We start from the raw sequence: 15828 nt of genomic DNA, 5'->3' as shown, positions 1-15828 counted from the left end.
TGCTCTCTCCACCAAATGTTATACGTCTTCAGAACGAATCTGACGGTACACATCTGGAGTTGCTTCGTAAGTGCCACCCACAACAATAGCACTTTGCAGCGCTTTCGCCGCTTCTTGCCATTGCTCTTCTGTGCGGGCATGAATAATTGCTAGTGGCTTATCACTGCTTGCTGTTTCGCCTAAACGAATGAACCCATCAAAGCCTACTGCATAATCGATGCTGTCTGTAGCCACGCGACGACCGCCGCCCATTCCTACAACAGCCATACCAATTGCACGCGTATCCATTGCTGAAACAATGCCACTTTCAAGTGCGTACACTGGTTTAATAATTTCTGCTTTCTCTAGGTAATTATCGTAGTTTTCTACGAAGTCTGCTGGGCCACCAAGGCCTGCAACCATTTTACCAAAGCACTCTGCCGCTTTTCCGTTATCCAGAACTTCCATCAATTTAGCGCGAGCTTCATCTGAATCTTTCGCAAGATTGCCCAGCACTAACATTTCAGCACATGATGCTAAAGTGATGTTCAGAAGACGAGAGTTACGGTATTCGCCAGTCAAGAATTGAACCGCTTCACGAACTTCAACAGCATTACCTGCAGAAGACGCTAATACTTGGTTCATATCCGTTAGAATCGCCGTTGTTTTGGTGCCTGCACCATTTGCAACAGCAACAATAGAACGAGCGAGATCTTCAGATGCTTCATAAGTTGGCATGAATGCGCCTGAACCTACTTTTACATCCATTACTAGCGAATCAAGACCTGCAGCCAATTTCTTAGAAAGAATTGAAGCTGTGATAAGTGAGATGTTATCAACCGTCGCAGTAATATCACGAGTCGCGTAAACACGTTTATCAGCCGGGGCTAGATCACCAGTTTGACCAATAATAGCCACACCCGCGTCTTTGGTTACTTGTCCAAATACGTCGTTAGTTGGTGTGATATTGTAACCAGGAATTGATTCTAGTTTATCAAGAGTACCACCAGTGTGACCAAGGCCTCGGCCAGAGATCATTGGTACAAAACCACCACATGCTGCCACCATAGGGCCAAGCATTAGAGAAGTTACGTCACCAACACCACCAGTAGAGTGTTTATCGACAATTGGACCACCAAAATTCATGTGAGACCAATCGATAACCATGCCTGAATCACGCATTGCACAGGTAAGTGCGATACGTTCTGGCATCGTCATTTCATTGAAAAAGATCGCCATTGCGAATGCAGCGATTTGGCCTTCAGATACAGTATTCTTTGCAACACCTTGAATGAAGAAGTTGATTTCTTCAGTAGTAAGAACTTCGTTGTCGCGTTTTTTACGGATGATTTCTTGTGGTAAATACATTAGTGCCTCCCCGACTCTTTGCTAGAGTTTTGGGTTTGTAGGATAAGAGACAAGATGGAGTGACAATGATTCATCACTCACTCCATCTTAGTTAGAATTAAGGATTAGTAAGCTGCAGGATCTGCAGTTTCGTCCGTCACTTCTAATGTATTCAGTAGGTTTGTTAGTAGGCTTGAAGCACCAAAACGGTAGTGCATGTTATCAGCCCACTCACCACCAAGAAGCTCATCAGCCATACCTAGGTATAGCGCAGCATCTTCAGCAGTACGAACACCACCAGCAGGTTTGAAACCAACTGTTTTTGCTACGCCCATGTCACGAATAACTTCTAGCATCATACGTGCGTATTCTGGTGTTGCATTTTCAGGCACTTTACCTGTTGAAGTTTTAATGAAGTTAGCACCTGCTTCGATACAGATTTTAGATGCTTTCTTGATTAATGCTTCTTCTTTTAGTTCACCTGTTTCGATGATCACTTTAAGCGTGATATCACCACATGCTTCTTTACATTGCTTAACAAGCTCAAAGCCGACTTCTTCGTTACCAGCCATTAGGGCACGGTATGGGAATACTACGTCAACTTCGTCTGCACCGTAAGCAACAGCAGCTTTTGTTTCCGCAACCGCGATAGCGATATCATCGTTACCGTGTGGGAAGTTTGTTACCGTTGCAATACGTACTTCTGGTGTACCTTGCTCGCGTAGCGTTTTCTTAGCAATAGGAATAAAACGAGGGTAGATACAGATTGCTGCGGTATTACCCACTGCAGTTTTCGCGTCATGACATAACGAAATCACTTTTGCATCAGTGTCGTCGTCATTCAACGTAGTTAGGTCCATAAGTTTTAGTGCACGTAGAGCTGCTGCTTTTAAATCGCTCATTTCTATCTCCGATCAATATATTCAAATAGTCAACTACCTTGCCCCTACCTAGTATAGATAGGAATAATAATTTTGCTCAGTAGTCACAAATGAACGGACTTGGTTCCCTGAAGACTTGATAACACACCCCGTATTATCAATTGCTATCCTTGTCACCGCACAGTACCAGTTTGGTCTATGGCACAACAATTCAGTCATGTTGTGTCTAACATGTATAAGTTTAGCTATATTCCTAGGCTAATTAAAGCGCTTAAGCCAACAAGAGAATCCTATCTCTATGGTTTATACATTATAGATTTCTATAAAAAAATGTAGTGCTCCTTAGAACGCAAACGGTTTGTATCTCAAAATACTTTAGAAAAGCCCCCTATTTAACCAAATCTGTAGAAAACAAACGCTTCCTAATTCTGTCAAATAGGTGTGGCTCTCTTCTTCCGTTTTTACAAAAAAAAAGCCCCGCAGCAATTTCTTGCTACGGGGCTCTATTTAAATGGCGTCTATATAGTTATTTATTAACTAAACTATATGGACTTAAAAAGCCATAAGTGTAATGAAGAAACCAGCAATTGTTGCAGCCATTAGGTTAGATAGAGTACCTGCTGCTACCGCTTTCACACCCATCTTAGCGATGTCGTGACGACGGTTAGGAGCAATACCACCTAGACCACCTAGTAGAATCGCAATAGAAGAAAGGTTTGCGAAACCACATAGAGCGAACGAGATAATTGCTTGAGTTTTCTCAGACATTACTTTACCAGTCTCTGCTACTAGTTGAGCGTTATCGCCAACGTAAGGAACAAAGTTTAGGTATGCAACGAATTCGTTAACTACCGTTTTCTGACCAATGAAAGTACCAGCGATTGTCGCTTCTTCCCATGGAACACCGATAACGAATGCTAGAGGTGCGAAGATCCAACCTAGAATAAGTTCTAGAGTTAGCTCAGGCATACCAATCCAACCACCGATGCCGCCCAACATACCGTTGATTAGCGCGATTAGACCGATGAATGCTAGTAGCATTGCACCAACGTTAAGAGCAAGTTGAAGACCAACAGAAGCACCGCCAGCAGCTGCATCGATAACGTTAGCAGGCTTGTCGTCGCCACCGTCGATGTCAGTACCTAGGTTCTCATCTGGAGTGTCAGTTTCAGGCTTGATGATTTTAGCAAACAGTAGACCACCAGGTGCAGCCATGAATGATGCCGCTACAAGGTACTCTAGTGGAACACCCATTGAAGCGTAACCAGCAAGTACACCACCAGCAACAGAAGCTAGACCACCACACATTACTGCGAATAGTTCAGACTGTGTCATTTTTGGAACAAACGGACGCACAACAAGAGGTGCCTCAGTTTGACCAACGAAGATGTTAGCCGCAGCAGACATAGATTCCGCACGAGACGTACCTAATGCTTTTTGCAGACCGCCACCAAGAACTTTGATTACTATTTGCATCGCACCAATGTAGTAAAGTACAGAGATAAGTGCAGAGAAGAAAATCAGCGTTGGTAGAACTTGGAACGCGAAGATGAATCCGATACCGTCAACTGAGAAGTTAACTAGGCTACCAAATAGGAAACCTGTACCGTCTTTACCGTAATCGATCACGTTTGCAACACCAGCAGAGAAACCTGCTAGAAGATCGCGACCCCAAGGTACATAAAGAACGAATGCACCGATAATAAATTGGATAGCAAAAGCACCACCCACTGTTCTGATATTGATAGCTTTGCGGTTATCTGATAGTAGGACTGCAATTGCAATTAAAACTACCATGCCGACTAGGCTCATAAACAGGCTCATAGTTTATGACTTCCTTATAAGTTGTGTATTGGCGTGTAACAAAATGGAACTAAAAAGCGGGGGCAATTATACTCACGCCCTCAGAAATAAAGTAATGCCGACCTCACACTTTCTTATAAGATTCATAAGTCATTCACCCGCATATGTGACAAAGATCACCAATAAGTGATAACTTTCTCATCAAGGGAACATTTTGTTTCGATTTTATTCACACATAGCAAAGAGAGAATGGCTATTTTCCCACACTTGAGAAGCAACCGTTTGCTCTGTCTCTTTTCTAATCAAAACCAACTCATCAAAAATGTTAATCACGTTTTTAGGGTGGTTTGCACGGCCTTGGCACCCATTTATTGGCATATCTGGAGCATCCGTTTCTAGTACCAGTGAGGTTAATGGTAAGCATGCAATCGCTTGCCTAGTTTTATTCGCTCGTGGGTATGTGATGACACCGCCAACGCCGATATAGAATCCTAACGCGACAAAATCCATCGCTTGCTGATAGCTTCCAGAAAAGCCGTGCAGTACCCCTCCTTTCCCTGGTCTATGGATCTTCAGTAGCTGAATCATTCTATTGTGAGCTTTTCGACAATGGAGAATAAGTGGTAATTTCATTAAGTTCGCCAGCTGAATTTGACGGATAAAGAACGCTTCTTGCTGTTGATGACCAATATCAATGGCGAAATCTAAACCGCACTCTCCTATCGCCACGCATTTTATCGGTGACACCTGTAACTCTCTCTCTAACTCATCTATATCTTCTATTAAATAGTCATTCAAAAAGTAAGGATGAAAACCTAAGGCATAGCTGATCTCATCATGTTGTATAGATAAGCGCTGAATCTCTGCCCAATTCTTCATTCCAATCGACGGAATGAGAATTTTCTCTACGCCTTGGTTTTTAGCCGCTTCAAGTTCATCACTAAAATGCTGTCGGAAGGGTTCAAAATCAAAGTGGCAGTGAGTGTCAAATAGCCGAATCGAATCATTCATTCGTTGACTCTCTTTTCATTGATTCTTCATTATTTTCACGTTTTGGCTCTTCTTTATATGGAACACAACTGCGCCTTTGCTCTGGAGTTAATCCCATAGATTGACACCAAAGATCATAACGAGCCACCCACCCTCGTAGCCATTTGATCATATTACTCCTCCGTGTAGCATGGTTATTTGGCACTCAGTTATACAGGCTCAGTTATAAAGGCTCAGCTATAAAGGCTCAGTCATAAGAACTCAGTAATCAGAGCGTATGAATAGAAATAAATGCCAAAGTACAAAAGATTAGATTGAACGCATAAAAAACGCCTATTGATTTAACAATAGGCGTTTTACATGTTCGAACCAATAATTATCGCTAACTATCGATCAAATCAGATTAGTGTTCACGAGTCGCTCTAAACTGAACGTCAGGGAAACGTTCTGACGCAAGGTTAAGGTTCACCATCGTTGGAGCAACATAAGATAGGTTATCGCCACCATCCAATGCTAAATTACTTTGGTTCTTACGCTTAAACTCTTCAAGCATCTTAGCATCACTACACTCAATCCAACGCGCTGTTGCAACGTTGACACCTTCGTAGATAGCTTCAACGTTATATTCCGCTTTCAAACGAGCCACAACAACATCAAACTGAAGAACACCAACCGCGCCCACAATAAGATCGTTATTTTGCAGTGGACGGAATACCTGTACCGCGCCCTCTTCCGAAAGTTGAACTAAACCTTTCAATAGCTGTTTCTGCTTTAGAGGATCTCTTAAGCGAATACGACGGAACAATTCAGGTGCGAAATTCGGAATACCTGCAAACTTCAAGTTTTCGCCTTGCGTGAAAGTATCACCGATTTGAATCGTGCCGTGGTTGTGTAAACCAATGATATCACCCGCATACGCAGTTTCAGCACGAGTACGATCGCCCGCCATGAAGGTTACCGCATCTGAAATACTGACATTTTTACCGGTACGAACATGGTTCATCTTCATACCTTGGTTGTAAGTTCCCGATACGATACGCATGAAAGCAATACGGTCACGGTGTTTTGGATCCATATTCGCTTGAATTTTAAATACAAAACCAGAGAATTTTTCCTCGGTTGCCACAACATCACGCTCATTTGCTTTGCGAGTTTGTGGGGCAGGTGCCCATTCCGTTAGGCCATCCAACATATGGTCAACACCAAAGTTACCTAATGCAGTACCGAAGTAAACAGGCGTTAACTCACCAGCAAGGAAAAGCTCGTGATCAAACTCAGGACATGCACCAATAACAAGTTCTAGTTCATCACGTACACTTGCAGCAAGATCTTCACCGACAGCAATATCAAGCTCAGGGTTATCTAGACCTTTAATGATACGAACGTCTTGGATCTCATGACCGTGGCCTGATTCATATAAGATCGTCTCATCGCGATGAATGTGATACACACCTTTAAACTCTTTACCACAACCGATAGGCCATGAGATAGGTGCACAGGCCATGCCTAATTCGCTTTCGACTTCATCTAACACTTCCATTGGATCACGAACATCGCGGTCCAATTTGTTCATGAACGTCACGATAGGCGTATCACGTAGGCGAGTAACTTCCATTAATTTACGCGTACGATCTTCGACACCTTTAGCGGCATCAATAACCATCAAGCACGAATCAACGGCAGTCAATGTACGGTAAGTATCTTCCGAGAAATCTTCGTGTCCAGGAGTATCAAGTAGGTTAACGAGGCAGTCGTTGTAAGGAAACTGCATCACAGAGGTAGTAACCGAAATACCACGCTCTTTTTCCATCTCCATCCAGTCGGATTTAGCGTGTTGGTTAGAGCCACGACCTTTTACCGTACCCGCTTTTTGAATAGCGTTTCCGAATAAGAGTACTTTTTCAGTAATAGTGGTTTTACCCGCATCCGGGTGCGAGATAATAGCGAAGGTTCTACGTTTAGACACTTCACCGATAAACGGAGTATTTGACATTAATGTAATCTTCTTTGGGCTAACATGTATCCATCAGGGCAGATTGCACTCTGGATTAGCGATATGAATCAATTTTTCGCGTATTTTCCCCTATATTTGCGTTCGGGGCAAATTTGTCTGCATTCACAATAAAAAGCGGTAAACCACGTGGTATCATGCCCTAGATAACAAAATCTTCAAGAAAACAAATAACCTATAAAAATATAGATGAAATTGAGCTATAACTTAATAAGTGATGAGATTGAGTTGGGTATACCTTGAAAGCAAAAAAAGTACATTCTCTGGCATTTAAACAAGCAAAAACCGTCTTTTTAGTCTCAGTCGTTTTGGGGCTGTTTTTTAGTTTCTATTACATTTTAGTCGATTTGCACCAAGAGCAACAACGCATCGAAGAGCACTACCAATTCAAATTGCTCCAGAACTACTCTAACGCGAGCCAAGCCGCCTACCACTTAAATCATCTCTTAGCTGAACAAGTGGCATCCAGCCTTATGATGGATCCTGCCATTTTTAATGTAAAAATTATTGACGATTTTGGCGATATTCTCACAATCAAAGATAAACAAGTCGTCAGCCAGGGTAGCCTTTCGGAACTCTTGTCTGATTATTTAACCCCGACCTCAACCCATTACATAACGGCATTACATCAGCCAAACTCTGAGGTTATCGTCGGCTCACTTAGTTTCTCAATTAATGGCACGAGCATCGCACAAGACTTCATCGCAAAATCCTCACGAATCTTACTTTTCGATTTAATCCGAAACGTGCTTCTAACCATTATCCTACTGATTTTTTTCTACTATAAATTGTCGAAACCTATCGTAACTCTCATTGAATGGGTTCAATCTCTGCAGGATAAAAACAAGGCTCAACCGCTGCCAACAAAAGACAGAAATGATGAGCTGAGCCGCCTCGCGACGTCATTCCATGATTTATGGCAAGACAGAGAAAAAGCAGAAGGCAAGCTCAATCAACTCGCATACTATGATTCATTAACAGGATTAGCGAATCGTAGCTTGTTACTTCAAACTCTAAGCTCAACCATTACCGATTCCGCAAAAACGCGTACCAGCGGCGTACTGTTTTATCTTGATTTAGACCGCTTCAAAACCATCAATGACTCATTAGGTCATACGATTGGGGATCATTTAATCAAAGCCATTGCACTTCGTATTGATGCTTGGCTAAAGCCCGGCTACGTTGCGGCGAGAATTGGTGGTGATGAATTTGCCATCTTAGTCCCTGACCTCACTTCAAAAGAAGCAACCAATGTCGCCAAACAGTTACTTTCTCTGATCTCCAACCCGTACTCAATCGACGATCATCAACTCTATTGTACCGTGAGTATCGGAATATCGGTTTTCCCTTCCGTCGATAGCACCAGTATTGATGTGTTAAGGCAAGCCGACACTGCGCTATACCGAGCGAAAGTCGCGGGTAGAAACAATTACATGTTCTATGAGCCAGAGATGCAGGCGCAGGTAGAATCCTTTTTGGAGATTGAGAAAGGGCTACATGAGGCGCTAAACAAGCATCAACTGGAGCTTTACTACCAACCGCAAGTCAATCAACATCAGCAGATCATTGGCGTAGAAGCACTCATTCGTTGGAATCACCCAGAAAAAGGGGTACTCCCTCCCGGGATATTCATGCCGATTGCCGAAGAGACAGGGCAAATTTTACAAATTGGCGACTGGATCATTGAGCAGGCTTGTTACCAATATGCCGCATGGAAAAAAGAAGGGGTTCTTCCTCCAACATTTAAGCGCCTAGCCATCAACATCAGTCCGCTCCAATTCTCACAAGAATCATTTGTCGATCATATCTTCGATGCTCTAGCGCAAGCAGGGATTAGTGGTCAACATATCGAATTAGAGATAACAGAGAGTTTGCTGCTAGAGAACATTGAAGGTGCCATCAAGAAAATGGCAGAACTGAAAGAGCGAGATATACAAATATCGATAGATGACTTTGGGACGGGTTACTCTTCATTGCGCTATCTTAAACATTTAGCGGTCGATGTTTTAAAAATAGACCGTTCTTTTGTGACTCAACTGCATTTAGATGAAAGCGATCAAGCCCTTGTTGATACCATCATTATGACCGCAAGACGGTTGAATCTAGAAGTCATTGCTGAAGGTGTTGAAGAAGTCCTTGAGCTCAATTCGCTTAAAGATCTGGGCTGTACACAGTTCCAAGGTTACTTATTTGATAAACCACTGCCAGCAAAAGAGATCGCCATCAAGCTAAAAAACAGCCCTTATAATATTGAAACCGTGGTTAACCAAGCCGCTTTAGTTAAAACAAGTTAACGATATCTTGAAGACTTGCTGCTTATTACTCGACATAATAAGCAGTAAGCCCATTAAATGAAGTTATCGTCGAACTAAGACGATGTTTAGTATTAGCGGTTTTCTCAATGAAGAGCCTAGAGCTCGCTAAAAAGAGAAGAATAAATAACTCATGATAATCGCGTCTTCTTTTCCATTAGCGCTTGGGTAGTAGTTATAGCGCCTATCGACCTCATTAAAACCGAGCGACTCGTATAACTGAAACGCTTTGAGGTTACTTTCTCGAACTTCAAGCCAGATGCTTTCAGCGTTAGATTCTTCGCACGCCTTAATGAATGCCTCCATCAAGATACGCCCGTAACCTTTACCCTGCTTATCAGGTGCTATCGCGATATTCAGTAATGTCACTTCACCCACAATATTTTGCGAGTAAAAGTACCCCACCAACTCTTCATTCACCCACAAACCATGATGATTTCCACCTCGGCTGTCGAGATCATTAATATTAGATTGCGCCCAAGGGTGAGAATGTGCACTTTGTTCGATATTCCAAACATCATTGAGATGTTCAGGTCGAAGTTTGATTAATTGATTAGTCATAAGAACAGATCTGCTGCCATAAATCTCGTCGGTGTTGAACATTGCCGTCTATTTCAGATAACAAAGGTGAGTTAAGTACTTTTTTAACCTGAACTCCGTCAGAAGTCTCGCAGCCAGCAAACCATACCCATTCAAGTTGATTTTCACCTAGTTGAGAGAGTTGTGACGGTTGAATGAACAACGCCTGATCAAGCCGTAAATGAATACTTTTTAAAACGCGCTCAAACATCGTAACGATCTCTCCACTTGGTGGCATCGGTGAGATAAGTAATAACTTGCATGAGTCAGGAAGTTCTAAATCTACAGGCTGATAGCCTTCAAACATTTTAGGGTCAGCCAAAACCCACTGGCTGATGCCCATTTCTTGTAAGTAGCAAGCTTGTCGAAATTGGCTTTGTTGTTGGGATTGCATGAGTTGCTGTGATTGCATAAATAATTGGGATTGCGTAATCAGTTGAGACATAGCGATTTAATTAGGCCCATGGCTAAAAATATCTATCAATTCAGAGGCGTTAAGTACTTATAATAAGCACAACATGATAATCAGGATAAGGCGTTCTCAACAAGCATAACGCTGATGGCATAAAAAACAAAGGAACGATATCGCTCCTTTGTTTCTTAATCTAACTGAACGACTGCGTTGAGCCCTACAACTCAGAAAATTCAGGGCTATATTCAATTAAACCTGAATGATTTTGAAAACAACCATCCACGAGTTCAATGGCCTGAAATGCGCCCTCAGGCACATCCCAAATGCAGTTAAAGTTGAATATATCGGCATTTTTAAAACCAAACTTTTGATAAAAAGCTGGGTCTCCCAAAACAACGCATCCTGGATAACCAAAATCAACTAGAGATACAAATGCTTCCTTAATCAAAGAGGTAGCAATTCCTTGATTTTGATATTCACTTTTAACACACAAAGGAGCAAGCCCTTGCCAGTTGTGATCTTCACCATCAACCTGAACCGGGCTGAACATGACATGGCCGATAATCTCTCCATCATCAGAACACGCCACTAAAGATAACGTCAAACGGCTATTTTCACGAAGCTTCATCACCAAGTTGGCTTCAGCTTCAGTCTCAAATGCAGATTTAACTAAACGATCAATCGTTAATATATCTGCTGGAGCTTCAGTTCGAATAAGCATTTATAACCTCATTTTGTGTAGACGGTGATTGTACGCCCTTATGCACAAAATCAGCTAATTGATTTACAAATAATTGCAGCGGTTTAGGTAACAACTCCAGATCCACGCTATCCATTAAATTCTTAACTTCTAGGCCTAATTCTGTATCCCCTTCAATGCTTAATCGACGTTGGAAAAAGAGCGTATCGGGATCCTCTTTTCGTCCTACAATTAGAATAAGATCATTCAAGTTGCCACTAAAACTGACATCTTCTTGCTCTGAAGTCTCTGATACTACAAGTTTTTCATCTTGGTAACTGATATGCCAACTAAGGTTCATATCCTTAATTGATACTTTTAACCATTTATCTTCAAGGAACTCAAAATCACCGTCTTCAAGCGCTTCGTGAAAAACCGTTTTCAACCCTTCTAGCAAGGCTTTTTTTTGTACAGTTTGAGGCAATAAGTGGACTGGAGATCGCAAAATTGATGCTGCGTTTTGAACTAGTTGGGTGCGAATCTTGTTAATCACGCTATTTATCCGTTACTTTGTAAGAAGAATATCTCATCATAATGGATGAGATTGAATGGATTCCTGTTATGAGTCAAGAAACATCGCGTTGACATGTTTCACATCGATAGAATCACAGTTATAGTTAGTGTATTACGAATATTTCACTCATTGTGTAAAAAATAAGCCCAGTGGAGAATCGGTAGTAAATTGATGTCATCCCAGCAGTTACAACATTGGTTCGCAAAACTAACGTCAAACAGTCCGTTCTTTTTTGCCATATTGGATGATCAGCACAACTACTGCATGGTCAATGATCGCTATTGCGATATTTCAGGACTTAGCCAAACCGAACTGGTTGGTATGAGTGATTCACAGATCCTCGGAGAGCAGTTTTACCAGCACTTACAGCCTTACTATGAAAGAGCATTTGCTGGAGAAGTCATTGAAGCCGAAATTACTCTCAATGAGACGGATTTAGAGACCAGTCTGCATTTTTCATTGTCTCCCGTTCATAATGACAAGAAAATCGACCATGTAATCTTTCATGCTACTGATACGTCTGAAAAACAGATCCTCATTCGCTCCCTCGAAGAGTCCGAAAATAAATTTTCTAAGTTAACTCAGCTACTCCCCGATGGGCTTTTGTTAGTTGAAGATGACTGCATTTTGTCCGCGAACCCAGCCGCAGCACGATTGCTCGGTTTCAATTCAGCGAACGAGTTATTAGGTGAAGAGCTCGGGCGCCTATTTATCGATGTTAATACAAAAACCGTCTTTAATACGAAATTAGGCTCACTGCTTTCAGAGAAACCGTTTGTCTGCTTAACAGGATCTCGTTGCGGGTTTGAGAGAAAACTCCAACTCAATGCAGACTCGACTCTCATTTTAGGTAGCGCTTCACAAATCGTATTAATTCAAGATGCCGAAGACGCACCAAAACCACTGTCTAGCACCGTCAATGAAGATGCTCATATCGATTCACTGACCAATCTTTATAACCGTTTTGGCTTTACCAAGCGTTTAGAGCAGTTCATCCACACCAAAACACCACTTGTGATGCTGTATCTTGATATTGATAACTTTAAAAACATCAATGACTCTCTAGGTCACCACATTGGTGATAAAGTCATCAAAGAGGTCTCTTCAAGGTTAAAACGATTACTGCCTAAACAAGCGGTTCTGGGGCATTTAGGTGGTGATGAGTTTGGGATTATTCTGCCTGAACCTGAAAATAATCGTATGGCTGAATCACTTTCTGAACGCATTATATCCATTATTAATCAGCCCTTCGATCTGCACCACTTCAGCAAGCGTTTAGCCTGTTCTATTGGCAGCGTTGCCTCTCCACAAGATGGCAACGATGCTCGGATCTTATTGCAAAATGCCGATACAGCAATGTATGAGGCAAAAGATCGCGGCCGTAATCGACTCATTAAGTTTAATGACCAGATGAACAAAGAAGCTCGAATGAGGCTTTGGCTAGAGATTGAACTGCAAAAAGCACTGCAACAAAACGGATTAGAAGTTTGGTACCAACCTAAAGTGAATGCACGCGATTTCAGCATCAATGGCGCTGAAGCTCTAGTTCGCTGGAAACACCCTGTTGAAGGCTACATCAGCCCGGCCGCCTTTATCCCTGTAGCAGAACGAGCAGGTTTAATTGAGCACCTTGGCCGAGTTGTGATGCGCGATGTATTTACCACAGTAAAACGCTGGAAGCTTCAAGGTATTCTACCTGGCAGAGTGGCGATTAACCTATCTCCAGAGCAATTTGGTAATCCGAAATTGATCGATTACATGGAGAAGTTACTCAGAACCACAGAGTTAGATCCAAGTTGCATTACATTTGAGCTAACAGAAAGCGCCGTAATGAGTGATAGCGACCACACTCTTCAAATGCTAAATGCGATCAAAAAACTGGGCTTCGCCTTATCAATTGATGACTTTGGTACTGGCTACTCATCACTCTCCTATTTGGCTAGATTCCCTCTTGATGAGCTCAAAATTGATCGTGCTTTCATCACTGATATTGATACGCTACCCAAGCAGATCACGGTAATTGAAAATATCATTAATTTGGGTAAGTCACTCAATTTAACCGTGGTAGCAGAAGGTGTTGAAACTCATCAGCAAGCAACGCTACTCTCAAATCTTAATTGCAACTCAATTCAAGGCTTCCACTTTCATCGACCTCAACCGAAACAAGAAGTCGAAGAGCTGTTTGCCCAAAATCGCCGACACAAAAATTAACCCTGTAAGTAATCCTTATGGGGTAAATACGACTTTATTCACGTAAACCTGCCTCACATCAAATTTGCCATTCATATTTCTTCATAAAATGCGGGTACTCTTATTTAGATATCTGGTAGTGAGCAAATGGAACTCCTATGTCCGGCAGGTAACCTTCCTGCTTTAAAAACAGCCATCGATTGCGGTGCTGATGCCGTATACATTGGTTTTAAAGATGACACCAATGCTCGTCATTTTGCTGGTTTAAATTTTACGGGCAAGAAGCTCGATCGCGCCGTGCAATATGTTCACGATCACAATAAAAAAATCCATGTGGCGCTTAATACGTTTGCCCATCCAAATGGTTTTGAACGTTGGACCAACGCCGTCGATAACGCCGCAGACTTAGGTGTCGATGCACTGATCGTTGCTGATATAGCCGTACTCGATTATGCAGCAAATAAATACCCTGATTTAGAACTGCATCTATCCGTACAAGCATCAGCCACCAACGTTGCTGCTGTCGATTTTTACCATCAAAATTTCAATGTAAAGCGCGTTGTATTACCTCGCGTGCTATCGATTCATCAAGTCAAACAGTTATCTCGAAATATCACCAGTGATGTCGAGTTAGAAGTATTTGCATTCGGTAGTTTGTGCATTATGTCTGAAGGCCGTTGTTACCTCTCTTCATACATGACAGGCGAATCTCCAAACACCGTTGGAGCCTGTTCTCCCGCTAAATATGTTCGCTGGCAAGAAACCGATGGCGGTCTTGAGTCTCGCCTTAATGAGATCTTAATAGACAAATATTCAGCCGGTGAAAACGCAGGTTACCCAACATTATGCAAAGGCCGTTTTGAAGCGGATATTGACGGTGAAAGAAAACGTTATCACGCTCTTGAAGAACCAACCAGTTTGAATACCCTCTCAATGCTTCCAGAGCTATTTGCCGCAAATGTGGCTTCAGTGAAAATTGAAGGACGCCAACGTAGCCCCGCTTATGTTGAACAAGTCACACGAACTTGGCGCGCTGCCATTGATCGCTACCTTGCAGACCCAGAAGGTTACCAAGTTGAGCAAGCGTGGAATGCGACATTAGCGAACGTTTCTGAAGGCACCCAGACCACACTTGGTGCTTACCACCGTAAATGGCAGTAGAGAATAAACAATGGATAACACGATGAAATACGCCCTTGGTCCATTACTTTATTTTTGGCCAAAACAGAATGTAGAAGATTTTTACGCGCAGGCACAATCCAGCTCAGCCGATATCATCTATTTAGGGGAATCGGTGTGCTCAAAACGCCGTGAAATGAAGCTAAAAAACTGGTTTGAGATTGCAAAAGAACTGTCGGCATCTGGCAAGCAAGTTGTGCTCTCTACCATGGCACTTCTTGAAGCGCCGAGCGAAGTCAGCATTTTAAAGAAATACATCGATAATGGTGACTTTGCAATTGAAGCCAATGATGTTTCAGCCATTCAACTGGCTTACGAACACAAAGTGCCTTTCGTTGTTGGCCCTGCGGTTAATGCTTACAATGCTCAAACACTGAACCTTTTTCTTAAACAGGGGATGACTCGTTGGTGCATGCCTGTTGAACTATCTCGTGAATGGTTAAGCAATGTAATGACTCAGTGTGAGTCTTTGAATATTCGTAATAAGTTTGAAGTCGAAGTCTTTAGCCATGGCTATCTACCTCTGGCTTATTCTGCTCGCTGCTTTACCGCTAGAGCCGAGAACAAAGCCAAAGATGATTGCGAGACATGCTGCATAAAATATCCGACGGGGCTTCAAGTTGATAGCCAAGAGGGGCAGTCAGTATTTAACTTGAATGGCATTCAAACTCAATCTGGTTACTGTTATAACTTGATTAATGATTTACCTAGTATGCAAGGGCTAGTCGATGTGGTTCGCCTGAGCCCTCTCGGTCTTGATACGTTCTCAGAAGTCGATCGCTTCAGAGCGAATGAATCTGGTACGCAACCCAAGATAATTCAGAGCCATCAGTGTAATGGTTACTGGCATCAACTTGCGGGTTTAGAAGTCAAACAGATAGACTAAAACGAT

14 protein-coding genes are annotated in these 15828 nt (G+C 42.3%); 4 read left to right on the top strand and 10 right to left on the bottom strand.

From position 1 onward, the window contains the following. Positions 1–18: 18 nt before the first annotated feature. The 6 genes from deoA to prfC form a co-directional block, all read right to left on the bottom strand. Entirely contained in the window at positions 19–1347 is a 1329-nt protein-coding gene (deoA, locus tag F0249_RS04060; RefSeq protein WP_113799166.1) for a thymidine phosphorylase, read from the bottom strand. A 104-nt stretch (positions 1348–1451) separates the two neighbouring features. Further along, positions 1452–2228 carry a deoxyribose-phosphate aldolase gene (gene deoC / locus F0249_RS04055; RefSeq protein ID WP_017054084.1) on the bottom strand — a complete coding sequence of 259 codons (777 nt, stop codon included), beginning with the start codon at positions 2226–2228 and terminating at the stop codon, positions 1452–1454. A gap of 531 nt (positions 2229–2759) precedes the next feature. Then, positions 2760–4031 carry a NupC/NupG family nucleoside CNT transporter gene (locus F0249_RS04050; RefSeq protein ID WP_113799168.1) on the bottom strand — a complete coding sequence of 424 codons (1272 nt, stop codon included), beginning with the start codon at positions 4029–4031 and terminating at the stop codon, positions 2760–2762. Between the two features lie 204 nt (positions 4032–4235). Next, positions 4236–5021, bottom strand: coding sequence for a TatD family hydrolase (locus F0249_RS04045; protein WP_171755944.1), 786 nt, complete (start codon positions 5019–5021; stop codon positions 4236–4238). Continuing rightward, the gene (locus tag F0249_RS04040; protein ID WP_171755943.1) at positions 5014–5172 is read right to left on the bottom strand and encodes a hypothetical protein; all 159 of its coding nucleotides are present in this window, start codon (positions 5170–5172) and stop codon (positions 5014–5016) included. The genes F0249_RS04045 and F0249_RS04040 overlap by 8 nt, the downstream gene beginning before the upstream one ends. Before the next feature lie 231 nt (positions 5173–5403). After that, entirely contained in the window at positions 5404–6993 is a 1590-nt protein-coding gene (gene prfC / locus F0249_RS04035; protein ID WP_017054088.1) for a peptide chain release factor 3, read from the bottom strand. 257 nt (positions 6994–7250) lie between these two features. Here prfC and F0249_RS04030 point away from each other — a divergent pair, with 257 nt between their 5' ends. Then, entirely contained in the window at positions 7251–9305 is a 2055-nt protein-coding gene (locus tag F0249_RS04030; RefSeq protein WP_017054089.1) for a bifunctional diguanylate cyclase/phosphodiesterase, read from the top strand. A 126-nt stretch (positions 9306–9431) separates the two neighbouring features. Here the strand turns inward: F0249_RS04030 and rimI are convergent, their stop codons facing one another. The 4 genes from rimI to F0249_RS04010 form a co-directional block, all read right to left on the bottom strand. Next, positions 9432–9884 (bottom strand): ribosomal protein S18-alanine N-acetyltransferase, encoded by a 453-nt coding sequence (gene rimI / locus F0249_RS04025; RefSeq protein WP_017054090.1) that lies wholly within the window; start codon positions 9882–9884, stop codon positions 9432–9434. Further along, the gene (locus F0249_RS04020; protein WP_136995595.1) at positions 9877–10296 is read right to left on the bottom strand and encodes a DNA polymerase III subunit psi; all 420 of its coding nucleotides are present in this window, start codon (positions 10294–10296) and stop codon (positions 9877–9879) included. The genes rimI and F0249_RS04020 overlap by 8 nt, the downstream gene beginning before the upstream one ends. Positions 10297–10531: 235 nt before the next feature. Further along, complete coding sequence (locus tag F0249_RS04015; RefSeq protein WP_113799174.1) at positions 10532–11035, bottom strand: GNAT family N-acetyltransferase; 504 nt, start codon at positions 11033–11035, stop codon at positions 10532–10534. Further along, positions 11019–11546 carry an SCP2 domain-containing protein gene (locus F0249_RS04010; protein ID WP_017054093.1) on the bottom strand — a complete coding sequence of 176 codons (528 nt, stop codon included), beginning with the start codon at positions 11544–11546 and terminating at the stop codon, positions 11019–11021. The genes F0249_RS04015 and F0249_RS04010 overlap by 17 nt, the downstream gene beginning before the upstream one ends. 192 nt (positions 11547–11738) lie before the next feature. Between F0249_RS04010 and F0249_RS04005 the strand changes: the two genes are divergently transcribed. The 3 genes from F0249_RS04005 (at position 11739) to F0249_RS03995 (ending at position 15822) form a co-directional block, all read left to right on the top strand. Then, positions 11739–13778: a bifunctional diguanylate cyclase/phosphodiesterase gene (locus tag F0249_RS04005; protein WP_017054094.1), complete on the top strand. Its 2040-nt coding sequence runs from the start codon at positions 11739–11741 to the stop codon at positions 13776–13778. A gap of 126 nt (positions 13779–13904) precedes the next feature. Further along, positions 13905–14918: a peptidase U32 family protein gene (locus F0249_RS04000; RefSeq protein WP_113799176.1), complete on the top strand. Its 1014-nt coding sequence runs from the start codon at positions 13905–13907 to the stop codon at positions 14916–14918. 22 nt (positions 14919–14940) lie between these two features. Next, positions 14941–15822 (top strand): U32 family peptidase, encoded by an 882-nt coding sequence (locus F0249_RS03995; protein ID WP_029203528.1) that lies wholly within the window; start codon positions 14941–14943, stop codon positions 15820–15822. Positions 15823–15828 lie beyond the last annotated feature (6 nt).

It is taken from the genome of Vibrio sp. 03-59-1 (genome assembly GCF_013114135.1).
GTDB lineage: Bacteria > Pseudomonadota > Gammaproteobacteria > Enterobacterales > Vibrionaceae > Vibrio > Vibrio cortegadensis.
Note: the sequence above shows the minus strand (reverse complement) of the source record. Positions and strands in the feature narration are given on the sequence as shown.